The sequence below is a fragment of the Microbacterium sp. Root180 genome, assembly GCF_001428485.1.
Classification (GTDB): domain Bacteria; phylum Actinomycetota; class Actinomycetes; order Actinomycetales; family Microbacteriaceae; genus Microbacterium.
Window position 1 is genome coordinate 807,302 of record NZ_LMHS01000003.1, and the last position, 21,554, is coordinate 828,855.

Sequence of the window (21,554 nt, forward strand, 5' to 3'; positions counted from 1 at the left end):
TGCGGTCGAGTCTTGACGGCCTGTTCCGAGCGCTATCCACGCTTCGAGGCCTCTACGGCGTCCACGGCCTCCTGGGGCGCGTCGGGCGGGAGACGGTAAATCGGGCCGCGCTCCATGACGGCGTCGAGGAGTCCGTCCTCGATCGCTTGGAACACGTCGTCCGGACGGACGATCTTCGCCTCCTGCCAGGGGTAGCGGAGAGCATCGGCGACGGTCTGCGACATCAGGTAGCCGCCGGCGACGACGAGTCCGACGACCGCGAGGCCCGGCTCGGCATCCACGCGCGCCGCAATCCTGTGAGCCGCCTCGCCGGCGAGGATGTCCAACCCCACGAGAAGCGGCTCGGCGAGGTCGGGTCGCACCGTCAGCACCTGGTCGAGAAGACCCGCGTCGATCCCGACGTCGACGGCCGACGGGAGCCCGGCCCCGGCCGGAATGAGCGCCTCGGCGACGGTGCGGAGTACCGCGCGGTGCTCCGCACCGATCCGGGGCGAGACTTCGCCGGCGGGAAGACCGATGTTCAGCGCGCTCATGCCGACCTCCGGACCGCTGCCCGCCGTTCGACGAGGTGACGCGCGTTGCGAAGAGCGACCGCGGCGATCGTGGCAGTGGGGTTCACTCCCGAGGAGGTGGGGAAGGTGCTTCCGTCGAAGACGAACAGGTTCTCGACATCGTGGGCCTCCCCCCAGCGATCAACGACCGACGACTCGGGATCGTCACCCATGACTGCGGTCCCCATGAGGTGCCATCCCGTACCGCGCAGATGGGGATTCTTGATCACCTTCGTGGCGCCCATCTCCTGGAGGAGTTCCTCGATTCGCGCGAGGTGCCAGTCCATCATGGCGAGCGTGTTGGGCGAGGTCCGATAGTGGACGCGCACTCCCGGGATGCCGCCCTCCGCGGCGGACCCGGATCGGTCGTCGAGCGTGACCCGGTTCTCGGCATCGGGCAGGTCTTCGCAGATGACCCCCCAGATCATCGAGTGGCCGAACCGCTCCCGCAGGAGGCGGGTGAATCCCTCGCCCCAGACCGGTTCGTCGCCCCAGGTGCCCGGAAGCATCATCGAGAGCGGCGCACCCGAGGGCAGGAGGTTCCACTTCGCCCCCCGGACGAATCCTCGGGAGAGATCCGTCTCGTAGAACTCCAGCGAGTGGAGGTACTGCCCCAGTGGTCCGCGCCACGACTCGAGGTCCTCGTCGAAGATCCCGATCGCGTTGCCGAACGGATGCATCATGAGCCGACGGCCAACGAGGTCGGTGGAGTTCGCGATCCCCGCGCCGTCGGCGGAGTTGAGAAGTATCCGCGGCGTGCCGAGCGCGTTCGCTGCGAGGATCACGACGTCTGAGGTGAGAACACGTCGCGCGCCGTCGGCGTCGACGTAGACAACGCCGGATGCCCGGCCCCGCGCATCCACGAGCACCTGCTCGACGGTGCTTTTCGTGCGCAGATCCACACCATCGCGAACGAGTGAGCGCCAGTGCGTGCGGTCGGCCGAGCCCTTCGCTCCCGTCGGACAGCCGAAGGGACATGCGGTTCGCTGACCGCACGCGTGCATGTCGCGGACGTTCCGCGTCGCGATCGCGTTCATTCCGGGCCACCAGTGCCAGCCTTTCGCCGCGAGGCCCTCCGCGCCCCGACGGCCGACCGCGTTGAGCGGCACCGGGGGGAGCTCGAGTGGCGCGGCCTCGGGGAACGCAGTGTCACCGTCGAGACCGCTCACCACGAAGGCCGGCTCGACCTCGTCGTAGAAGGGTGCGAGGTCCCAGTACGACATCGGCCAGTCGTCCCCGACGTCATCGAGCATGCGCGTGCGGAAATCGCTCGGCAGGAAGCGCTCCCAATGTCCTGCGTAGAGCACGGTGCTGCCGCCGACCCCCGCGTACATCAACGCGGTCACGTCGGAGTCCCGGTCGTCGATCGCGTAGTCGCCGACACCTCGACGCTGATTCGGATCCCAGTTCCAGTGCTTGCGCGCACCGAGCTCGAAGTCGGGATGTCCCGATCGAGCCAGCGCGTAGTCCGGCCACGCGCCCTGCTCCAGGCAGACCACCGTCATCCCCGCGTCGTGCAGCTCCCGTGCGGCCACCGCGCCCGAAGGGCCGGCACCGACGATCACCGCATCCACCTGATCCGTCATGTCTTCTCGTTCCGTCTCCTTGGATCCTGTGCCCTCATCGCACGCCTACTCAAGCGCCTCGGGCGAAGCCGCGATCGTCATTCCGCGGCGCCGGTAGCCGATGCCGGCGACGACCATCGCTACGATCGTGGCGACGTACGGCGCCATCTGGATGAACTGCGAAGGCACCTGGCCGCCCCACGTGAGTTGCGCCTCGATCCCGATCCCCTCGGCGAAGCCGAAGAAGATCGCAGCGGCGGCGGTCCCGATCGGCGTGACACCCCCGAGCAGCACCGCGATGAACGCGACGTAACCCCGTCCCGCCGCCATGTTTTGGCTGAAGCTCTGCACGTTCGAGAGGGCCAGCTCCGTCCCGGCGAGCGCACAGCACGCGCCGGCGATCAGGAGGGCGACCAGTCTCGTGCGGTCGACGTGAACTCCCGCGCTGCGTGCGGCGAAGACATCCCTCCCACTGACGGAGATTCTGAGGCCCCACCGCGTCCGCGCGAAGACGAACCACGCGACGGCCGTGAGCCCGACCGCGGCGTAGGTCAGGATCGACAGCTCGCCCCCGAATGGTTTCGGCAGTTCCACCGTGGTCTGAATCGCGGCCTGCGAGCCGAAGATGCGCACCAGGGCATATGTCGTCGCCGATGCGGCCGTCAGTGAGATCGCGAGGCCCACGATCACGACGTTCGCTCTCAGTTTCGTGATGAGCAGCCAGAACAGGACGGAGACGACGAGCGACGCCGCGATCGCCACGGTCATGGACATGACCAGGGAGCCGGTCGCGATGGCGATGGTGACGCTGACGAACGCGCCGATCAGCATGAGTCCCTCGAGGCCCATGTGGAGCACTCCCGCACGCTGGGCGAAGAGTCCACCCAGTGCGGCGAGCCAGATCGGCGTGGCCGCTTGCAGGCACGTGATGAGGAAATCCATGGTCACTTGCCTCCTGTCTTCGCGAGCATGGGACCGGTGTCCTGGGCATTCCGCGGCGGATCGCCGTCCGATCTCGGCACGGGTGCGATCAGGGCCGACTCCTGCATCCGTCTCCGCCGCCGCGCCAACCACGCCGGGATCGCCGCGATCGAGAGGGGAACCGCCGAGATGGTGATGAGGAGCGCGACGAGTCCGCTGATGAGTTCGACCCCGCTCTGAGGTACGTCGCTCACCACGGGGAGGAAGAGCGTTGCGGCGCGGAGGGCACCGAAGAACGCTGCGGCGGCGAGGACGCCGAAGACCCCCAGCCCGCCGACCAGGGCGACGATGATCCCCATGAATCCGACCTGCGGAGAGTACGCGGCCCGGATCATGCCGGCCGGCCCGAGCACTTCGACGGCACCCGCGAGCCCGGCCGTTGCGCCCGAGAGCGCGAAGACGAGCGATCCCAGCTTCTTGTCGTCGACGCCCTGCCATTTCGCCATGACGGGATTGCGACCCGCGATCCGGATCTCCAGCCCCGTCCGCGTGAACCGGCCGAAAACGAAGGCGGACGCCGTGACGACCGCGCAGATGACGAGGATCGTCGGTGATACGCCCGAGATCCCGCTGATCCGCAAGTCCGTCGGAACCGGCACCGAGACGGCGGCCTGCCCGCTGCCGGCGCCGCTCTTGAGCGGTCCCGCGGCGACCCACTGGAGCAGCAGGATCGCGATGAAGTTCAGCATGAGGCTGGTGACAACTTCGTCGGCGGCGAACACGAACCGCAGCACTCCGGAGATGAGCGACCAGATCGCGCCGCAGACAATACCGGCCAGCAGCACGATCGGGACCGCGAGCCACGCGGGCATGCCTTCGAGGCTCACCGCTGCCCAGAGGGCGCCGATCGATCCGAGGTACATCTGACCTTGCGCGCCGACGTTGAAGTAACCGGCGCGGAACGACACGGAGACGCCGAGCGCGATGAGCAGGAGCGGCACAGCCCAGCGGACCGACTGCGTGAGCGCTTCGGGTGTCGCGACAGATCCCTGCAGGATCCCCGATACGACCTCACCGACGTCGTATCCGGTCAAGGCGTACACGGCGAGCGCAACGCCGATCCCGGCGACCACGACGCCGACGGTCCTGGCAACCCGCGCCAGCCCGGTGGTACGGCTCATTCGTGTTCCCCTCCGGTCATCGCCCATCCGACCGCGTCGCGGTCCCACGGCGCGGTGAATTCGCCAGACACGCGGCCCGCGCAAAGCACGACCACGCGGTGAGAGAGCTGGAACAGTTCATCCAGATCAGCCGAGACCAGGAGCACCGCGGTGCCATCGGCGGCTGCCTCGGTGACTGCTTGCCGCACCGACTCGGTCGCCGCGAGGTCCAGGCCGCGGGTCGGATGCGCCGCGATCAGGCAGCGTACGTCGCCCGCGATCTCGCGGGCAAGGATCGTCTTCTGCACATTGCCGCCCGAGAGTTCACTCGGTCGCTGGTCCACGTTCAGATACTTGACCCGCCAGCGATCGAGCGCCGCGGCGCATGCCCGCTTGGCGCGACGAGGGCTGAAGAAGAAGCCGTCTCCGGAATGACGGAGCATGGCGTGGTTCTCCCACAGCGTGCTCGACTTGGATGCGCCTTCCGTGTTGCGCTCGAACGGGATGGTGCGCAAGCCGTGCGCGCGGCGCTGACGTACCCCGACGCCCCCGAGCGAGACGCCGTCGAGCTCCAGGGCGCCGCTCTGCACGGACACGACGCCGACGATCGTCTCCACGAGATTTCGCTGGCCGTTGCCCTCCACGCCCGCGATGCCGACGATCTCTCCCGGGAGGATCTCGAGGTCCACCTCCTCGATCGAGTGATCGTGTCGGGAACCGGATGCTGTCACTCCGCACAGTCGGAGCAGAGCGGGCTGATCTTTCGGGGGTGGCGGCGCGTCGACGACCGGCACGACGGCGTCCCCGATGATCGCGCTCGACACGGTGCGACGATCGAGCGATTCGGCAGGCGTCGGTGGGAGGATCAGTCGCCCCTCACGGAGAACGCTGATCGTCTCCGCCACCCCGAACACCTCACCGAGCTTGTGCAGCACGAGGATCACGCAGATCCCGGCCCTCGCGAGGGCGCGGACGCGATCGAACAGTCGCTCGACCGCCTGCGGCGAGAGCACAGCGGTCGGCTCGTCCAACACGAGGACCGAGGGCTTCGATGCCAGCGCTCGCGTGATCTCCAGCGCCTGCTGGGTCTCGACGGGAAGGTCGCCGACCTTCGCATCGGGGGACAGATCGAGGTCGCCGACAGCGAGCTGACGGGTCGCGTCGGCTCGGAGGGCGCGACGGGTGAAGACGCCGCCCGGACGTCGCTCGGCGCTGAAGAGCTCCAGGGCCTGAGCCACCGTGAACGAGGAAGGCAAAGCGAAATGCTGGTGCACGATCTCGACACCGCGGCTGCGCGCCGCGACCACGTCTGCGCTGCCCAGCTCTTCGCCGCCGATCAGAACGCCACCGTGGCTCGGGTGCTGAAGTCCCCCCAGCACCCGAGCCAGCGTGGTCTTCCCTGCACCGTTCTGCCCGACGACGACGTTGATCGTGCCGGGGAGCCAGGCGAGCGAGACATCCGACAGCGCCTGGAAAGCCCCATACTGCACGCTGACGGCCCGAGCCTCGATGGCGGCCGGTGTCGTGCCGACGGTCGTCGCGAGGACATTCGATGCAGAGGTCATGCTCAGAATCCGTCGGTATTGAACGGGATCTCGACTTCGCCGTCGATGATCTGCTGCTTCACGTCCTCGATCTCCGGAAGCGCGTTCTCGAACGCGGCAACAGCCTCCTCTGATCCGGAGGTGATGAAGAGGTCGTTCGGAGCCAGGACGACACCGCCGTCCGCGAGGCCGGCCACGACGTGTCCCGGCTTCCATGTTCCGGCCACGATCTCGCCAACCTCATTGAAAATCGAGGTGCCGAACTGCTGGGTCGCGGTCGAGGACACGACGTCCGAGATCTGTTCCGTGACCTGGCCGTCGTAGACGACGATCGAGCCGGCGTCCTGTGCAGCCTTCACGACTCCGAGCGAAGCTCCGCCGCCATAGGCGAGCACGTAGTCGATGCCTCGCCCGAACAGGCTCTGGCCGACCTGCTGGCCCTTCACCTGGTCGGTCCAGGATCCGACGACGAGACCGGTGATCTCGACATCCGGGTCCGTCGCCTCGACTCCCGCGGCGAACGCGTGATAGTCCGCATTGACCTGTGGGAGAGCCTCTCCGCCCACGAAGCCGACCTTGCCGGTCTTCGTCGATGCAGCCGCGAGCACGCCCGCGAGATAGGCGGGTCCGTTCGTGTCGTAGGACACGGATCGGACGTTCTCCAGCTCGGGCTCGTAGGGGTCGGCGTAGAGGTGGACGATCTTCGTCTTGGTGCAGTTCGGCGCGACGGCCTTGATCGCGTCGGTGAACTGCGTGAAGGCGATGAAGGCGACGTCGGTGCCCGCCTGGCACAGATTCGAGATGGTCGACTCGAAGGTCGACGGGTCGGTCGCCTCGATGTGCCGTGTCTCGATGCCGTATTCCTCCTCGGCCTGTGCGAGGCCGGCCAGCATTTGGTCGGTGGGGCCGCCGTCGCCTGCCTTCTCCGGAGTGACGAGGGCGACCTTGAGCGGCTCGTCGCCGGAGTCGGGAGCTGCCGGCGACTGGCCGCAGCCCGTCAGCGTGAGCAGCGCTGCGGAAGCGAGCGCCACCAGCAGGACGCTGCGTCGGTTTCGTGATGCCATCGATGTCTGCTTTCTCGAACGCTCTCAGAGCGGGACGGCGCCGATCGGGTGTCGGCGTTGACGTGGCAACTGTAACGTATTGTATGTTCATTGTCCATCGAATGTGATGCTTACGTGACAAGAACATTCCAGAAAGAAGGGTCTCGCTTGTCGCAAGGGTGGATCGTCGCCGCGCGTGGCATTGATATGTACTGGCATTGTTCCAGCGATGTGTGCTGATTTCAATGGGATCGTGGCGACGATCAGAGCGGACATCGCTGTCACGACCGCTGTGCTCACCAGCACGTGCGCACGCTGAGGTTCGATCTCGTCACCGCAGGAGATCAGTCGACCGATGGCGGCCGAGGTTGGTCCCGGCCATGATCGCGGCCCACCTCGGCGCGCCCGCGCTCATGCTCGACGAGCCGTGCGGTCCTCATCGATTCGCCCGCACCCCTATGGCCATCGTCGGAAGGAGCCGTGTATGACCACAACCCTCTTCCTCGACACCCGTTTCAACGCAATCGTCGGGAGCTGTTGGTGGGTCGACCTAGGGCGAGAACAGCAAGTTCCCCCGCCCCATCGACTCGTCGATGGCGCGGAGGATCGCGTCGGAGATCTCGCCGAGGCGGCTGGGCTCTGCGGCGCCCACGTTCACGCGGATGAAGTTCCGGCGACCCGGGACCAGGAAGAACGGTTCGCCATCGGCGACGAGCACGCCCCGCTTCGCTGATGCCTCGACGACGGCATCCGAACGGGCGCCCGCTGGCAGCTTGACCCACAGGTGCAGGCCCTCCGTGCCTTCGGTGGCGAGCGAGGACGTACCGACCTGCGCAGCCATCCGCTCGATCGCCGCAGCACGATTCCCTCGGTACTGGTCTGCGGCTACCTGCAACGTCGCGGGGAGCTTCGCGTCGGCGAGGATCGCGGCGAGCGTGCGCTGTGCGAACACCGATGTCCAGCCGTCCGCGTACGAGCGCTCCTCGAGGAAGGCGCCACGCACGGCGGCGCCGACGTATGCGACCGCCGTGCGGAGGTCGGGTCCGATCGACTTCGAGAAGCTTCGCACGTGCACGACACGGTCGCGCAGGCGGCTGTCACCCGAAATGGAGCCGGGACGAGCCTCCGCGAGCTCGGCGAAGTAGTCGTCCTCGAGCACCCACACGTCTCGAGCGTCCGCGAGGATGTTCGAGAGCTCTGCACGGCGTTCCGCGCTCCAGGTCGCGCCGGTGGGGCTGAGGGCACGGGGGGTGAATACCACGAGACGGACGCCCGCCGCAACCGCGGCACGCAGCGCGTCGGGAGTCACGCCGCGCTCGTCGACGGCAAGCCCGTGGAGGTTGCAGCCGGCACGTTCGATCGTGTCCATCGCCGTCTGATACCCCGGCTCTTCGATCGCGACGAGGGGGCGCTCGACAGCCACGCCTTCCACGATCTCGCCGCTGCGGACCAGCACCTGAGCGACCAGGGTGATGCACTGCTGAGCGGAGTTCACCGCGACGAGGGCTTCGCGATCGGACGCGATCCCGTCCGCCGCGAATCGCTCGCCCACCAGGTCGGCGAGGGTCGGATCGATCGCCAGGGAGAGCGGGTACTCCAGGTCCTGGGTGCGGTACCCCTTGGCTGCTGCACCCCACGATCGGCGCACGATGTCGAGCGGAAGGAGCCGCGCGGCAGGACTGCCCCGCATGAGATCCACCGCCTGCGGAAAGCGATCTCGCAGACGTGCCTCGCTCTCCGCGAGCGCCCGCCGCCTCCATGGATGGCTCCGTCGATGCGCGGAGTCTCCGCGGCGGCCGGGGCCTTGCAGCGCTGCCGACCGCTCGTTGGCGGGTGTGTTGACGAACGTGCCACGACCCGCCTCACCCGTCGTGTACCCGTGCTCGCTCAGACGCGCGTACATGCTCATGATGGTGGTGGCGCTGACGGAGGCCTCACTCGCGAGCTTGCGCACCGTCGGCAGCTTCGCGCCGCCCGACAAACGGCCGTCGTCAATGGCTCTTGCGACCGCGTCGGCGAACCGCTCGTACTGAGGGCGACCATCGTCCTCGGCGGCGAATAGCAGGTCAACGACTGTTGTCATGAGCACAATATACACACAAGTGCGCTACGACATTCCGACGAGGCCTCGTCCGGTCGTGTCGGCCGCGCGAGACCGCCACCGGCCCGCTTCCACGTCGTCGACGAACTCCGCCACGAGCGCGGTGAACCTCGCCGGATCCTCGAGATTGGGCGTATGCCCCGTCCGGGGGAGCACGACGAGCGCGCTCGAGGGCATCGCCCGCTTGAGCGCGAGGTTAGTCTCGAGACATCCGTCGTCCTCGTCGCCCACAACGAAGAGGACCGGCGCACGCACCTCACCGAGCGGCTCGGTAAGGCTCAGCAGCGACGGGCGGCGTCCCTGGACCTGCGCGAAGGTGAGGGACATTCCCGTGGGGTCGTGACCCTCGAGTGACTCTCGGAAGGCCTGCCACCGCTGAGGCGCCTTCGACTTCAATTGCATCCGAGTCGGACCGTCCGCATAGGCGCGGGCGGCAGCGACGCGGTCCGACCGAAAGGCCTCCGCGGCCGCGCGAGCCTCTGCCTGAAAGCGTGGCCTCTCATCTGGGTTGGAGCCATACCCTGCGCCAACGATCACCGCGGAGCGTGCGCGCTCTGGTGCGGTCAAGAGGAGGTGAGCGGCCGCGAAGCCACCCATGGAGAAGCCGACGACGTGTGCCGAGTCCACGCCGACCGCATCGAGCACCGCCGACGCGTCCTCAACCGCAATACTTTGCGAGTACATCTCGGGATCCGTCGGCACATCCGAGGGCGGATAGCCCCGGGCGTTGTATCGGATGCAGCGGTAGGTTCCGGCGAGTTCGCTCACCTGAGCGTCCCAGCTCCTGACGGTTCCTGCGACTTCATGGAGGAACAGGATGGGCGGGGCATCCGGCGGTCCGTCAACCTCGACATGCAGCGACGTGCCACCGGTCGACCATGCCCGGAGCAACACGTGGCTCACGATCGCTGCCAGACGTCACGAAGCAACTGGAACGTGAGGGCGGAGACCGGGACCGGCACGACGTCCTGATCGGCTTCGGTCATGGTGGAGCGCAGATCCTTGAGGAGGATGTCGAGATCCTCGCCGGGCACGTAGGTCTCCCACCACGGCTTCACGCGAGACCAGTTCTTTGTCGTCCAGCTCCCGCCGACGCTGTGCGACAGGATCTCCATCAGCTGCCCCTCGTCCACGCCGTGCGACTTGACGACCTGCAGCGCCTCGAAGACCGCCATCATGTGAATGCCGAAGGACAGCTGCACCGCGAGCTTCGTCGCCTGGCCGGTTCCCGGAGTGTCCCCGACGACATACCGATTGCCGCTCACGGACTCGGCGAGCGGCGCGATGCGCTCGACCGCGGCCGGCGCTCCCGAGATCATGAGCGTCAGTGTGCCGGCCTCCGCGCCCCACGGTCCACCGGACATGGTCGCGTCGACCGCCGAACCGCCGGTGGACGCGACGCGCTCGGCGATGGAACGCATCGTCGTGGGATCGAGCGTGCTCGAGATCACGACGGTCCGCGGTTCGCCGATCGACGTCACACCCCCGGGGCCGAACAACACGGCCTCGGTCTGAGCCTTCGTCCGGACGACGGACCAGACCACCTCGTCGGCGGCGAGCGCTGCAGCGCGCGGGGAGTCGACGGTGACGATGCCTTTGTCGCGCGCTTTGGCCTGCTGTTCCGGCGAGGGGTCGAAGCCGTGCACGCTGTGGCCGGCTGCCACGAGGTTCGCGGCGATGCCGAGTCCCATCGCACCCAGCCCGATGAATCCGATCTGCTCGCTCATGCGGGCGTTCCTTTCAGGTCGATGACAGTGACCGCGGCGCCGTCCAGTCGCTGCGCCGCGGCGATATGTGCGGGGTCGTCCAGGTAGGCGTCCAGCGCAGCCTCGTCGGCGAACACCGCGGCCAGGGCGAGGGCGGCGCCGCCGGAGAACTCGCTGGGTGCTGCATTCGCCCCGTGATGCACGTGGGCGGCGCCGGCAGATCGCGCGAGGCGCGCGAGCTCCTCCACCACGGGGGCCAGCGCCTCCGGGTCCGTCTCGGACCCGATCGCCACGACGTGCGCGACGGTCATCTCGACAGCTCCACGGTCTCCATCGCGGCGATCGGACCCGGCGAGCCGGATGCCGCCTCTCGCGCCTGCGCCTGGACCCAGTCCGGATGCTCGCGGAACGCGGCCCACTTGGCGTCGCGGTCATCGGGCGAGTCGAACTCCGCGACGTAGACGAACACCTCGCCCTTCTTGAGAGATCGCAGCCACGGACCATGGACGACGATGCCGATGTCAGCGAAGATCGGACGGCTCACCTCCTCGAACTGACGGAGCATCGGCTCTCGGCCATCGGCGGTGAGCGTGTAGGTGCGCAGTTCAGCCAACATCAGCGGATCCCTTCGGACGTCGGTGCAGACCAGGCGGTCTCGAAAGCGGAGGTGTCGGCGACGACCGCGAAGCGCTGCGCCGCCGTGAGGAGCGAGGCCTCATGGAGGGCCATGTCCCAGGATGCGCACGCGTCGTGGGCGATATGGACCGAGATCTCGCGTGCGAACGCCTCGCGCGCGGTGGTGTCCACGCACACGTTCGTCGACACGCCCGCGCAGACGACCGACCCGATGCCCACGCTCCGCATCACCAGCTCGAGCTCGGTGCCGGTGAACGCGCCGTACCGGTACTTCTTGACGATCAGGTCGCCGCCTTCGGGAGCCAGCGCGGTCACGGGCTGCTGTCCCCAGGTGCCGTCTTCGCAGATGTCGGTCGCGGAGTATGTGGCGCGGGACCGCGCATCGCGCCAAACCGGCGAGTCCGACCTGCCGTCCGGCAGCGTCGTGTGCAGACAGTGGATCACGGTGACTCCTGACGCGCGAGCTGCCTGGAGAAGTCGCCGCGCGTTGGCGATCGCGGACACCGCGTGCGAGACATCCCGCTTGCCGACCGTCGCGGCCTTGCCAGCAGGGTCCACGAAGTCGTTGGAGAAGTCGATCAGGAGGAGCGCCGTTCGCCCGGGAGCGACGCGTGCCGGTTCCACGGCATCGGCGAATGGATGGGTCATGCAAGTGTCCGTTCTGACGTTCGAGGTCGAATGAGCCACCGGTCGCCGAGGCCGTCTGCGATTGCCGACGGGTCAGCGCCGGGGGCGACCAGCGCAAAGAGCCCGCGGCGCCCCGCGAGCGCGTCACGGTGTCCTTCGACGCCGGTGGCCGCGAGCTCCGCGGCCTCCGCGCCGGCGCGGACGGCATGCGCACGCTGGAGCGCACCGAGTGGTCCCGCCTCGAGCTCCTCGAGTCCACCGGCCTGAGTCGCCGCGAGGCCGATCGCTCGCTCAGCCGTGCGGGAGTCGAGCTTGCGCCATCTGCTCCCGGCGACCGCGGACCCGACGACGAGCGCCGCGCTCGTGCGGCTCCAGCCGCCTTCGACGTGACCGTCCAGCGCGGCGATGATGCGGAGCGCGACCTCCGCGCCTGCCGCGAGGTCGGGTTCGGCGGCTTGCGGATGCGCCTCTCTGAGCGCGTCGATGAGCGCCAGCGCGTCGGCGGAGACCGGCACGGGTTCCCCGTCCGCCGCCGCGAATGCGGCCACCGCTGCCGTGATGCCCGCGTCGATCATCGGGCCACCTCCTCGGCATCGAGGCCCAGCGACCGCCAAGGATGGTTGTCGGACCCGTGCAACGCTGTGACCGTCGACTCGACGGCACGGATGCCGGGAGTGCGCGCGAACCCGAGGAGCACCGCGGCCTTGGCTCGCACCTCGTCGTCCGTGAGTGGACGGGCGGCGCTCCCCCGGGCGTGCGCGATGTGATGCCGGAGCACCGTGCCGTCCTCCAGTTCGACGGATACCTCGGCTTCGTCGCGTCGCAGTGAGGCATCGGTGATGACCTCCGTCGCGAAGCGGATCCGGCGGATCTCGTCGTCGACAGCGACGGTCTCCTCGAACTCGGCGATACCGGCGGCGCGATGCCGCAGTCCTACGGCGACACCGTGGCGGGCCGAGAATCGCGCCTCGAGAGAGGTCTCCGGATCCACCCGGCCCATGAGCTCCTCGACGAGCGGATGTGCGCGATAGCGGACGACGCGGATGCTCTTGGTCGAGACTCCCGCCCCGACGAGTTGCTCACCTACCGCCACCCCGGCATCGATCCCCGGATGCGCCACGATGCCGCACGGATACGGCTTGAACGCGTTGTACTCCAGCTCCCACGGGGTGTCCACGCCCCACTCCCGCGCGAGCAGCCCGTGGTCGGCGGCGCCGGGAGCGAATGCCTCGAGCAGGAGTGCCAGGGGATCCGCGCCCATGCGCCAGTCGGCGTGCCTCTCAGCGAAGCCCGGTGCTTCGTCGGTGATCTCGACGCCCGCGGCGGCGGCGAGGCCGGCGTGCAGCGGCTTGGTCTCGCTGCCGAAACCCTCACGGTGCCCGAGCGTGCGAACACATGCGATGGCGATGCTCGCGGCGAGGGTCTGTCCCCTGAGCCCGCGCAGGAGCGCGGCTGTGACGGTCGCGCCGACGACGCCGCACGTGCCGGTGATGTGCCAACCGCGATCGTAGTGCTCGGGGCACACGGCCTCTCCCAGCCGCAGCTGCGCTTCGCAGCCGATCGCGAAGGCCCGCAGCAGGTCGTCGCCCGTCACCTCACCGCTCCAGCCGATCGCCCACGCGGCGCCGAAGCACGCGGCCGACGGATGGATCACGGTGCCGAGATGCGTGTCGTCGAAATCGTCGTAGTGCCCCGCGAATCCGGAGACGAGCGCGGCATCGCGGACACTGGCGCGCCCGGGCACGAGATCCGTGATCCCGAGCGGGGCGGTTGCCGCGCCGGCTTCCCCATCTGCGACTCGTACGTATGACGCCAAACGCTGTACGCCGGGTGTCCGCTCGGCTCCTGCAATCACGCCCACGATGTTAAGCAGGGACCGCTCAGCCGCGCGCCGGACGCGCTCCGGCAGCGGTCTCTCCCACTCCCGGGCGATGACAGCCACGAACGCGTCCAGCTCGCCCATGGTCACGCGGACTCCGGCGTGAAGGGTGCACCGGCCGCGTCGGCGTCCGGGCCGAGCCACGTGATGGGGCCGAACGACAGCGCCAGCTGCGCCAGCGCAGAGTCCTCGGCGGCGCCGTGATAGTGCTCTTCCCCGGGCTCGATCCACACCACGTCCCCGGCTTCGAGGCGGAGGGGATCTTGACCGCGCCGACCGACGACACCGGAGCCGTGGACCACGTGGATGAGCTGCCCGTCGGTGTGGCTGTGCCAATTTCCGCGGACCGCGGGCGCCAGCCGGATGAGGGCGGCGGTGGCCTTGCTGGTCTGCGTCTGACCGATGGACGACTGGAACGCATCACCGCTGAACTGCGCCGGCTCCGGGACCGGAGTGGGGTCGGCCAGGAGTTCGCTGATGGAGACGCGCTTCACGCCGAAGCCTCCGCCGCCGCGGGAACCTCGGCGCCAGGCAGGGCGATCGAGGTGAAGGCCCGGATGGTCTCGGTCATCGCGATCTCGACGGGAATGCGCTCCATGCTCGAGGCGCCGAGGAATCCGACCACTCCGTGGCACTGGCCAATCACGTACGCGGCGTCCTCCGGAGTTGCGATGGGCCCGCCGTGGCACACCACGTGGGAACGGTCGTTGACCTCGCGGACCACGTCGTGAACGCGCTGGGTGAGCTCGACCGCGCGATCGAGGTCGACGGCGTGCTGTCCGCCGATGAATCCCTGCGCGGTCAGTCCCACGTGCGCGACGATGATGTCCGCGCCGACGGCGGCCATGGCGCGGGCCTCCTCGTCGGTGCGGACGTACGCAGCAGTGACCAGGTCCAGCTCTATGGCGCGACGGACCATTTCGACCTCTTGCGCGAAGGTGTACCCCGTCGACTCGAGGTCAGCCCGCGCGGCACCGTCCAGCAGACTTACGCTCGGGAAGTTCTGCACTCCCTTGAAGCCCTGCTCCTTCAGCTGAACGAGGAATCGAGGGATGTCGCGCATCGGGTCGGTCGCGCACACGCCGGCGAAGACGGGAGTGTTCGGCGCGACCGGGAGCACTTCCGCGCCCATCTCCACGACGATGTCATTGGCGTTCCCATACGGCATCATGCCTGCCATGGACCCGCGGCCCGCCATCCGAAAACGACCCGCGTTGTAGACGACGATGAAGTCCGCTCCCGCTGTGTCGGCGCACTTCGCCGACAGGCCTGTTCCGGCGCCCGCTCCGATGAGTGCGACTCCGCGGCGCACCTTGTCGTCGTAGCCGCTGAGGATGTGTTCCCGGCTCATGGTCGTAGGTTCTCCAAATCTCGCTCGTGATTCGAGTCAGTGCGACGAGGCACGATCGAACATTGTCAGCATATTGTGTGTTCCTTGTTTATGCAATGTGCGGGTGTCGATGACGATCCATCTCGGACGGAGGCAGGAGCGCAAGAAGCTCCTGCGCGGCGATCCGCCCGAAGTCGGCAGTGTCCAGGGGCACTCCGGCGTGCACTACGCGGATGTTCTCGGAAAGCCTGGTCACCAGGGACTGTACGAGAGCGGCGTCCGCATCGGCATCCGCGAATGCGCCGCCTGCGGCGCCGAGCGATGAGAAGCCCCCCTCCGGCAGGACGACGGTCGTCGGCCCCGTCGCGGCGGTGAGCTTCTCAGCGAGAATCTCTCCGAGTCTGACGCCGTCCTCGCTGTTGGTCCGGACGAGAGTGTCCAGGGGACCGTGCTGCGACATCGTGCGCGAACGCAACCGGGCAGGCACCGTATCAGGAGGGCCGAAGTTGGCGATATCGAGCGCACCCACCGACACCACCTGAGGGATGCCGGCGCGTGCGGCCGCGCCCAGTCGATCCGGCCCGGCGGTGGCCTTGCCTCCGAGGAGCTCATCGGCTAGTTCGGTCGTGGTCAGGTCGAGGACGGCCGCGATACGGCCGTCCCGGACGAGGCGTTCGACCGTGCGGCCGCCAGCACCGTTCGCATGGAAGGCGACAGGCTCCCATCCAGCGCTCGCCAGAACGCGGGCTGCTTCTGTGGCGGCCGTCGTGGTGACGCCGAACATCGTGACGGCGACCGTCCGACCGCCCTCGCGAGGCTCGGGCACAGCAGCGGCCGCCGAGACCATCGCCGCGGCCCGGTCGAGCACCAAGCGGGTCAGTCCATTGAGGCCGGCGAAGTCGACAGGCGAAGGGACGACGATGACGTCACTGCCCGAGGTCGCCTGAGCCGCCACCTCGGCCATCGTCGTGAGGAGCAGCTTGGGCATCCCGAGCGGCAGAGCGACGAATGCGGGGGCTGCCAGGGCGACGGCACCGGAGCCGCCGACGGCGACGGCCCCCGTCAGGTCATCCGCCCGCTCGAGAGCCAATCGACGCAGCCCCTCGGCCATCCCTGCCAGCACCGGCGCCCGGTCGGCGCGGTCCCGATCGCCGAGTGTGACGTCACCCGCCCGCGCGATCGCCTCTCGCGTCACGTCCGCCACGAGGCCCGGCACTCCCGAAGTGCCCACGTCAACTAGAAGCACCTGCTCGCCACGGGCAACCAGCACATCGCGGAGATGCGCGAACTCCGCCGCCTTCGTGTCGAAGCTACCTGCCAGCAGAATCACGTCGCCTCCTTGTACGCTTAATGTGTGCAAAACATACCGCAATCGCGGATGGAACGGGCGCCCGGTCCGCGCACCTCTATCCCATGTCAGAGAGAAGGATGATCCGAATGACTCCCGATACCAACGCTCCCAAGCAGCTCCGGCTGATCATCGAGACAGACGACTTCGACAGCGCGGTGCGCTTCTATCGTGATGCGCTCGGCATGAAGGAGCAGCTGGCCTTCGCGACGGAGGGCGACGACCGAGTCGCGATCCTCCACGCCGGGATTGCGACGATCGAGCTCGCGACTCCGACTCACGCGAAGAACATCGACGCCGTCGAAGGCGCACCGCACGCGGCGGGCGTGCTCCGGCTAGCCCTCGAGGTGGGAGACACCGCCGGCGCCGTAGAGACGGCGCTGGAGGAGGGGGCTGAACTCATCGCTGCCCCCGTTAGGACGCCATTCCAGAGCCTGAATGCCCGGGTGGCCGGGCCGGCCGGCTGGCAGGTGACGTTCTTCCAAGAGCTCGAGTCGATCGAAGAGCGCGCCGCGCGCGAGGGGTTCACGACGGACGACGCCAGGACGCGCTAGTCCGTGAGGGACTCCAGCGGCTGCCGTTTCCGATACCTTCCGGCGTCATTCGGCTCGCGCCGTCACGTGCAGACAGGATGTCCGCCAGAGTGCGAGCGCCGCCCTCACGCTCACCCCGCGCCTGGCAACGCGGGAACAGCCGCCGCGATGATCTCGCGACGGCTGTTCCCGTTCTACCCCACGTTTGTTCCCGCCAAAAGAGAGAAAATAGGGTTTGACCTGGGCTTTTTATGACTGCGACGGTGGATTTGAACCCTCGGGAGGTCTCCACCTGCGGAGAGGTGTTGCACCCGGACGGCTGATCGACGCGATTTCCGCGGAAACACCCGGCGCAGTGGTGGCAGGACGCTGTGCCCGCGCGCGAATCTGGCTCCTAAGTGTCCCCCAGGTGTCCCCGCTGGGGGTCCCCTGGGGGACACCTGGAGCGCGAACTGAGCGGTTCAACGCCCTCAGAACCGACCCGACCAACGCGAAAACCCCCGGATAACCGGGGGTTCTTCCGCGGAGACGGAGGGATTTGAACCCTCGGTCCCCGTGAGGGGACTCCACCTTAGCAGGGTGGTGCACTAGGCCGAACTATGCGACGTCTCCAGGCGCCCGACGGCCGAAACCGGCGGATGCACCCAGCAATCATAACCGCTCGCCGCGGCCGATTCGAACCGTCAGCCCCCGGGGACCGTGCACGTGGTCTGCGCCGCGGTCTGGCCGGCGATGCCCGAGGGCAGGTCGACCCGCTCCTCGGCGGCGGGGGTCTCGGCCGGTGCTGCCGAGCCGGTCGGGTCGGGGGTCGGCGTCGCCGACGGGGCCGGCTTCGCGGCCTCTCCCGTCACCTCGACTCCGTAGCCCTGGCTCGCCTCGCCGGTGAGGGCGATCGGCTTGTTCTCACGCAAGGCAGTGAAGAGCACGTCCGCCGTCTCGGTCACGGGGATGACCCGGCTGTAGCCGTCGGCGTACGCCGTCGGGTACTGCACGAAGACGATGTCCTCGTACGGCACGTCCTTGACCGCCATCGCAATCTGCACCATGAGTGTGGGGTTCGCGAGCGACTGACTCAGGATCAGCTGCTTCTGCTGCACCTGGTTGATCGCGGTCGTCGCGAGGTTGAGCAGCACGCTCGGATCGGCGAGCACGGAGTTGGACTGCAGCTTGCGTACGAGCGACGACATGAACTGCTGCTGGTTCGAGATGCGTCCGAGGTCCGACCCGTCGCCGATGCCGTGGCGCATGCGCAGGAACTGCAGCGCCGCCACACCCGCGAGGTTGTGTTTCCCGGCGGTGAGCGTAAGACCGGTGTGCGGATCGTGGACGTCCCCCGAGACGCACACGTCGACGCCGCCGATGGCGTCGGACATGTTGATCACGCCTGTCCAGCGGATGGCCGCGGCGAAGTCGATGTCGTCGCCGATGAGCTCCTCGACGGTGAGCACCGTGCAGGCCAGGCCGCCGTACTGGTACGACGCGTTGAGCATCTGCGCGCTCATGGCGGAGTAGCTTCCGCCGTCCTCGGAGGGGCACGACGGGATGGGCACGACCATGTCACGCGGGAACGAGACGACGGTCACACGCCGGGGCTCGTCCGAGATGTGGACGAGCATCGTGACGTCGTTGCGCTCCCCCGCGGTGTCACCGTTCTGGCACGCGCCCGACAGCGCGGCGTTGGCACCCTCGCAGGAGTCGGTGCCGACCATGAGCAGGTTCACGCCACCCTCGATGGCGCCCAGCGACGGCGGCAGCGCCTCGCCCTCCTCACCGAGGACGATGGCGTTCGCGGACAGGGAGTTGGCGGCATCCCACACGTTGAACGCCACGAGACCGACGGCACTCGCGCCGACGACGCCGAACGCCACGGCGGCCATCGCGATGAACGCGAGGATCGGATGCCGCTCCCGCTGCACCGCGTGACGCGCCAGTGGCGCGCGGCCCTCGCGAGAGGGTCCCGTGCCCGCCGCCATCAGCCGTTCGCCCGCAGGTTGCCGGCCGAACACGTCTGGTCCGCGCCCGAGGTTCCCGAGATCGACCCCGGAAGATCGACGGCCGCCTCGGTCGGCGCCGGCGTGCCCGACGCCGTCGGCGCGGGAGTCGCGGCCGGGGTCTGTGCCGGATCGGGCTCGACCGCGATGACCCCGCCACCGGCGTTCGGATCGTTCGTGACGTTGATCGCCTTGTTCTCGGCGAGCAGCTGCCACAGCGTGTCGGCGCTGCCGTAATCGGGAACGACGCGGTTGATGTCGTCGGGGTCGGTGTTGACCGGGTACTGCAAAAACACGATCTCCTCGAGCGGCACGTTCTTCACCGCCAGCGCGATCTGCACCATCGTCGTCGGATTCGCGAGCGACTGGCTGGGCGTGATGTTGTCGACGGCCGTCGTGGCGAGCTTGTACAGCGTCGCGGGGTTCGACAGGACGTCTTCACTGGTGAGCTTGCGGGCCAGGCTCGACATGTACTGCTGCTGGTTGCTGATGCGCGCGAGGTCGCTGCCGTTCTGGAGACCGTGGCGTGTGCGCAGGAACTGGAGAGCCTCGACGCCCTTCACGTTGCGGATTCCGGCCGGCCAGTCGATGGCCGTGTAGTAGTCGCGGATGCCGCCGTTGCCGATGCAGACGTCCACGCCGCCGATGGCGTCGGTGATGTTGATGACGTTGCCGAAGCTGACCTTCGCCGCGAACGGGATGTTCATGCCGCTCAGCTCCGAGATGGTCTTGGTGACGCACGACAGCCCGCCGTAGGACCATGCCGAGTTGAGCTGCTGCTTGGACATCGCCGAACTCACCGAGCCGTCCTCGCGCGTGCACGACGGGATCGGCGCCATCAGATCGCGGGGGAACGAGATCACCGTGACGCGTCGAGGATTGTCGGAGATGTGCAGCAGCATGTTGACGTCGTTGAGCTGCCCACCCGAGTCGGCGCCGGTGCAGCGGTCGCCGAAGATGCTGGCGTACTCGGGCTCGCACTCGTCAGTGCCGACCAGCAGCACGTTGACGCCGCCTTCAATGGCGCCGATGTCGGGCGGAACCGGCTCCTGGCCCTCGAGGGCGACGGAGTTCTCGGCGATGCTCGTCGTGAGGTCTATCGCGGCATAGGCGGCGACGCCCGCGCCCGAGACGAGGACGACGGCGACGATCACGCCGAGGACCTTCATGATCAGCGAGAAGGGATGCGGCGACGAGAGCTCACCGTGCCGTGCGACGGTGCGACGGCCGCGCTTGGCGGGCTTGGTCGTCTCAGCCACTCGGGTTCCTCTCGGGGTGCTCGCTCACGGTTCGCCCCCCGGCCAGCCTTCTGCGGAGGGTGTGGGATTCGAACCCACGGGACATTGCTGCCCACTGGTTTTCAAGACCAGGTCCATCGGCCGCTCGGACAACCCTCCCGACAGATCACCCCGGGTGGAGGCATCCGTCGAACAGGCGTCGAGTCTAGCCGACAGCACTGTCGAGCCATTCTTCCAGGCACGCCTGTGCAAGCTCTGAAAGGCGCTCCGGATGCCGCCATCCCGCCTCCGGCATCCCTCTCGCGGGTTTGGGGCGAACATCGTCCGTTGGGGCGCCCGATACCCGCCCCAACGGAAGGATCGCGCCCCGAATCCGGGTCCGCGGTGTGCCGGACGCCTTCCCTGCGCGGACGGGGTGCCCGACGGGCTGCGCGGCGCGGCCTACGGCGCGGTCAGCGCCTGGTACACCCATTCCGCGACGGCGGGATCGCCGAGATATCCGCGGATGCCGTGATGGTCGTCGAACTCGTTGTCCACGCCGCCGTTGTTCTTGACGGCCGGATCCACGGCGAACCACGGCGCAGACAGCGGTCGCAGCGCGACGACGTCCGCCGGGTCGTACGCGTTCATCCATTCGCCGACGGCGGCCGGGTGGCGAGTGGCGCCGAGACTGCCATTGATCGCCCGGATGCCGAGTGGCGACCCGACGGTGATCAGCCGCGGCACCTTCCACGCCGACTCACGCGCGCGTTCGCTGATCAGCCGGTAGGCCACGACACTCCCGAGCGAGTGAGCGACGACGACGTTCTCGCGGTCGGAGGACATCGCCTCGCTGACCCCGTCGTCGATCCTCTCCGCGATCCGGCCGTTGTGCAGGTACACGTACACGTCGTGCGTGACCGCCGAGATGAGGGCGCCGCCCAGGCCGGGCAGATACTCGTTGATCGCCCGCAGAAGCGCGAGCACCGGCGCGGAGTTCTGGATGCCCATCTCCACCAGCTCGGCTTGATTGACCTCGCGAACCTGTTCGTCGGTCACGCCGGCCTGATCCTTCACCTCCCGCAGCACAGCCTCGAGGAAGCGCCGTTCCCGGTCGTCCTCCTCGGTTCCCATGACGATGACGTTGGCGAGGTCATCACCGGAGCGCCCCTCGATCATCCCGATCAGGGTGTCCCCGTAGAAGGGGAAGCGGATGTCCGTCTCGTCGATGGGGAGTTCTCGACCGGCTTTCCGGAGTCCCTCGCGCAGCGCGTCCACCCACTCCTTCTTCGCCGCGACAGGATCCCTGCCCTGCTGGCTGCGGCCGTGCACGAAGACGAGCTGCCTCTTCTTCTCGTTCACCACTGGCACCATGCGATGATCCCTCTTTCCGTTTCTCGAC

At 68.2% G+C, this 21,554-nt stretch carries 21 protein-coding genes and 2 tRNA genes; 1 reads left to right on the forward strand and 22 read right to left on the reverse strand.

Annotation, left to right across the window (positions count from 1 at the left end):
• Positions 1-32: 32 nt before the first annotated feature.
• The 17 genes from ASD93_RS11300 to ASD93_RS11380 form a co-directional block, all read right to left on the reverse strand.
• Entirely contained in the window at positions 33-533 is a 501-nt protein-coding gene (locus ASD93_RS11300) for a hypothetical protein (protein ID WP_056122393.1), read from the reverse strand.
• The gene (locus ASD93_RS11305) at positions 530-2,137 is read right to left on the reverse strand and encodes a GMC family oxidoreductase (protein WP_056122396.1); all 1,608 of its coding nucleotides are present in this window, start codon (positions 2,135-2,137) and stop codon (positions 530-532) included. The genes ASD93_RS11300 and ASD93_RS11305 overlap by 4 nt, the downstream gene beginning before the upstream one ends.
• 45 nt (positions 2,138-2,182) lie before the next feature.
• Entirely contained in the window at positions 2,183-3,058 is an 876-nt protein-coding gene (locus tag ASD93_RS11310) for an ABC transporter permease (RefSeq protein WP_056122399.1), read from the reverse strand.
• Between the two features lie 2 nt (positions 3,059-3,060).
• A complete protein-coding gene (locus ASD93_RS11315; protein WP_056122402.1) occupies positions 3,061-4,218 on the reverse strand; it encodes an ABC transporter permease in 1,158 nt (385 codons plus the stop codon).
• Positions 4,215-5,762 (reverse strand): ATP-binding cassette domain-containing protein, encoded by a 1,548-nt coding sequence (locus tag ASD93_RS11320; protein ID WP_056122407.1) that lies wholly within the window; start codon positions 5,760-5,762, stop codon positions 4,215-4,217. The genes ASD93_RS11315 and ASD93_RS11320 overlap by 4 nt, the downstream gene beginning before the upstream one ends.
• Positions 5,763-5,764: 2 nt before the next feature.
• Complete coding sequence (locus ASD93_RS11325) at positions 5,765-6,805, reverse strand: BMP family ABC transporter substrate-binding protein (protein ID WP_056122410.1); 1,041 nt, start codon at positions 6,803-6,805, stop codon at positions 5,765-5,767.
• A 529-nt stretch (positions 6,806-7,334) separates the two neighbouring features.
• Complete coding sequence (locus ASD93_RS11330; RefSeq protein WP_157536935.1) at positions 7,335-8,867, reverse strand: PLP-dependent aminotransferase family protein; 1,533 nt, start codon at positions 8,865-8,867, stop codon at positions 7,335-7,337.
• A 24-nt stretch (positions 8,868-8,891) separates the two neighbouring features.
• Entirely contained in the window at positions 8,892-9,788 is an 897-nt protein-coding gene (locus tag ASD93_RS11335) for an alpha/beta hydrolase (RefSeq protein WP_321163627.1), read from the reverse strand.
• Complete coding sequence (locus ASD93_RS11340) at positions 9,785-10,612, reverse strand: NAD(P)-dependent oxidoreductase (protein ID WP_056122417.1); 828 nt, start codon at positions 10,610-10,612, stop codon at positions 9,785-9,787. The genes ASD93_RS11335 and ASD93_RS11340 overlap by 4 nt, the downstream gene beginning before the upstream one ends.
• A complete protein-coding gene (locus ASD93_RS11345) occupies positions 10,609-10,902 on the reverse strand; it encodes a Dabb family protein (RefSeq protein ID WP_056122419.1) in 294 nt (97 codons plus the stop codon). Before ASD93_RS11345 ends, ASD93_RS11340 begins: the two co-directional genes overlap by 4 nt.
• Entirely contained in the window at positions 10,899-11,207 is a 309-nt protein-coding gene (locus ASD93_RS11350) for an NIPSNAP family protein (RefSeq protein WP_056122421.1), read from the reverse strand. Before ASD93_RS11350 ends, ASD93_RS11345 begins: the two co-directional genes overlap by 4 nt.
• Positions 11,207-11,875, reverse strand: a complete 669-nt coding sequence (locus tag ASD93_RS11355; RefSeq protein WP_056122423.1) for a cysteine hydrolase family protein — start codon at positions 11,873-11,875, stop codon at positions 11,207-11,209. The genes ASD93_RS11350 and ASD93_RS11355 overlap by 1 nt, the downstream gene beginning before the upstream one ends.
• Entirely contained in the window at positions 11,872-12,429 is a 558-nt protein-coding gene (locus tag ASD93_RS11360) for an MmgE/PrpD family protein (protein WP_056122425.1), read from the reverse strand. Before ASD93_RS11360 ends, ASD93_RS11355 begins: the two co-directional genes overlap by 4 nt.
• Entirely contained in the window at positions 12,426-13,817 is a 1,392-nt protein-coding gene (locus tag ASD93_RS11365; protein WP_082569294.1) for an MmgE/PrpD family protein, read from the reverse strand. Before ASD93_RS11365 ends, ASD93_RS11360 begins: the two co-directional genes overlap by 4 nt.
• A 2-nt stretch (positions 13,818-13,819) precedes the next feature.
• Entirely contained in the window at positions 13,820-14,227 is a 408-nt protein-coding gene (locus ASD93_RS11370; RefSeq protein WP_056122430.1) for a cupin domain-containing protein, read from the reverse strand.
• Positions 14,224-15,084 (reverse strand): phosphoenolpyruvate hydrolase family protein, encoded by an 861-nt coding sequence (locus ASD93_RS11375; protein WP_056122431.1) that lies wholly within the window; start codon positions 15,082-15,084, stop codon positions 14,224-14,226. Before ASD93_RS11375 ends, ASD93_RS11370 begins: the two co-directional genes overlap by 4 nt.
• A gap of 88 nt (positions 15,085-15,172) precedes the next feature.
• On the reverse strand, positions 15,173-16,393 hold the full coding sequence (locus ASD93_RS11380) for a Tm-1-like ATP-binding domain-containing protein (RefSeq protein ID WP_056122435.1): 1,221 nt from the start codon (positions 16,391-16,393) through the stop codon (positions 15,173-15,175).
• A 107-nt stretch (positions 16,394-16,500) separates the two neighbouring features.
• On the opposite strand from ASD93_RS11380, the gene ASD93_RS11385 reads away from it, so the two are divergent.
• The gene (locus ASD93_RS11385) at positions 16,501-16,965 is read left to right on the forward strand and encodes a VOC family protein (RefSeq protein WP_056122438.1); all 465 of its coding nucleotides are present in this window, start codon (positions 16,501-16,503) and stop codon (positions 16,963-16,965) included.
• Between the two features lie 502 nt (positions 16,966-17,467).
• Here ASD93_RS11385 and ASD93_RS11390 read toward each other — a convergent pair.
• From ASD93_RS11390 to ASD93_RS11410, 5 genes are all read right to left on the reverse strand, one after another.
• Positions 17,468-17,556 (reverse strand) — tRNA-Ser (locus ASD93_RS11390).
• A 71-nt stretch (positions 17,557-17,627) separates the two neighbouring features.
• Complete coding sequence (locus ASD93_RS11395; RefSeq protein ID WP_056122441.1) at positions 17,628-18,917, reverse strand: LCP family protein; 1,290 nt, start codon at positions 18,915-18,917, stop codon at positions 17,628-17,630.
• Positions 18,917-20,194, reverse strand: coding sequence for an LCP family protein (locus ASD93_RS11400; RefSeq protein ID WP_056122443.1), 1,278 nt, complete (start codon positions 20,192-20,194; stop codon positions 18,917-18,919). Before ASD93_RS11400 ends, ASD93_RS11395 begins: the two co-directional genes overlap by 1 nt.
• 53 nt (positions 20,195-20,247) lie before the next feature.
• Positions 20,248-20,332: transfer RNA gene (locus ASD93_RS11405), tRNA-Ser, on the reverse strand.
• Positions 20,333-20,614: 282 nt separating this feature from the next.
• A complete protein-coding gene (locus tag ASD93_RS11410) occupies positions 20,615-21,526 on the reverse strand; it encodes an alpha/beta hydrolase (protein ID WP_157536938.1) in 912 nt (303 codons plus the stop codon).
• Between the last annotated feature and the right edge of the window lie 28 nt (positions 21,527-21,554).

What these genes read in the sequence shown, in the direction of transcription:
- ASD93_RS11410 (WP_157536938.1), bottom strand. Translation starts at nt 21,526, where the DNA reads ATGGTGCCAGTGGTGAACGAGAAGAAGAGGCAGCTCGTCTTCGTGCAC.
- ASD93_RS11310 (WP_056122399.1), bottom strand. Translation starts at nt 3,058, where the DNA reads ATGGATTTCCTCATCACGTGCCTGCAAGCGGCCACGCCGATCTGGCTC.
- ASD93_RS11360 (WP_056122425.1), bottom strand. Translation starts at nt 12,429, where the DNA reads ATGATCGACGCGGGCATCACGGCAGCGGTGGCCGCATTCGCGGCGGCG.
- ASD93_RS11305 (WP_056122396.1), bottom strand. Translation starts at nt 2,137, where the DNA reads ATGACGGATCAGGTGGATGCGGTGATCGTCGGTGCCGGCCCTTCGGGC.
- ASD93_RS11340 (WP_056122417.1), bottom strand. Translation starts at nt 10,612, where the DNA reads ATGAGCGAGCAGATCGGATTCATCGGGCTGGGTGCGATGGGACTCGGC.
- ASD93_RS11330 (WP_157536935.1), bottom strand. Translation starts at nt 8,867, where the DNA reads ATGACAACAGTCGTTGACCTGCTATTCGCCGCCGAGGACGATGGTCGC.
- ASD93_RS11355 (WP_056122423.1), bottom strand. Translation starts at nt 11,875, where the DNA reads ATGACCCATCCATTCGCCGATGCCGTGGAACCGGCACGCGTCGCTCCC.
- ASD93_RS11300 (WP_056122393.1), bottom strand. Translation starts at nt 533, where the DNA reads ATGAGCGCGCTGAACATCGGTCTTCCCGCCGGCGAAGTCTCGCCCCGG.
- ASD93_RS11345 (WP_056122419.1), bottom strand. Translation starts at nt 10,902, where the DNA reads ATGACCGTCGCGCACGTCGTGGCGATCGGGTCCGAGACGGACCCGGAG.
- ASD93_RS11325 (WP_056122410.1), bottom strand. Translation starts at nt 6,805, where the DNA reads ATGGCATCACGAAACCGACGCAGCGTCCTGCTGGTGGCGCTCGCTTCC.
- ASD93_RS11375 (WP_056122431.1), bottom strand. Translation starts at nt 15,084, where the DNA reads ATGAGCCGGGAACACATCCTCAGCGGCTACGACGACAAGGTGCGCCGC.
- ASD93_RS11315 (WP_056122402.1), bottom strand. Translation starts at nt 4,218, where the DNA reads ATGAGCCGTACCACCGGGCTGGCGCGGGTTGCCAGGACCGTCGGCGTC.
- ASD93_RS11350 (WP_056122421.1), bottom strand. Translation starts at nt 11,207, where the DNA reads ATGTTGGCTGAACTGCGCACCTACACGCTCACCGCCGATGGCCGAGAG.
- ASD93_RS11385 (WP_056122438.1), top strand. Translation starts at nt 16,501, where the DNA reads ATGACTCCCGATACCAACGCTCCCAAGCAGCTCCGGCTGATCATCGAG.
- ASD93_RS11320 (WP_056122407.1), bottom strand. Translation starts at nt 5,762, where the DNA reads ATGACCTCTGCATCGAATGTCCTCGCGACGACCGTCGGCACGACACCG.
- ASD93_RS11395 (WP_056122441.1), bottom strand. Translation starts at nt 18,917, where the DNA reads ATGGCGGCGGGCACGGGACCCTCTCGCGAGGGCCGCGCGCCACTGGCG.
- ASD93_RS11365 (WP_082569294.1), bottom strand. Translation starts at nt 13,817, where the DNA reads ATGGGCGAGCTGGACGCGTTCGTGGCTGTCATCGCCCGGGAGTGGGAG.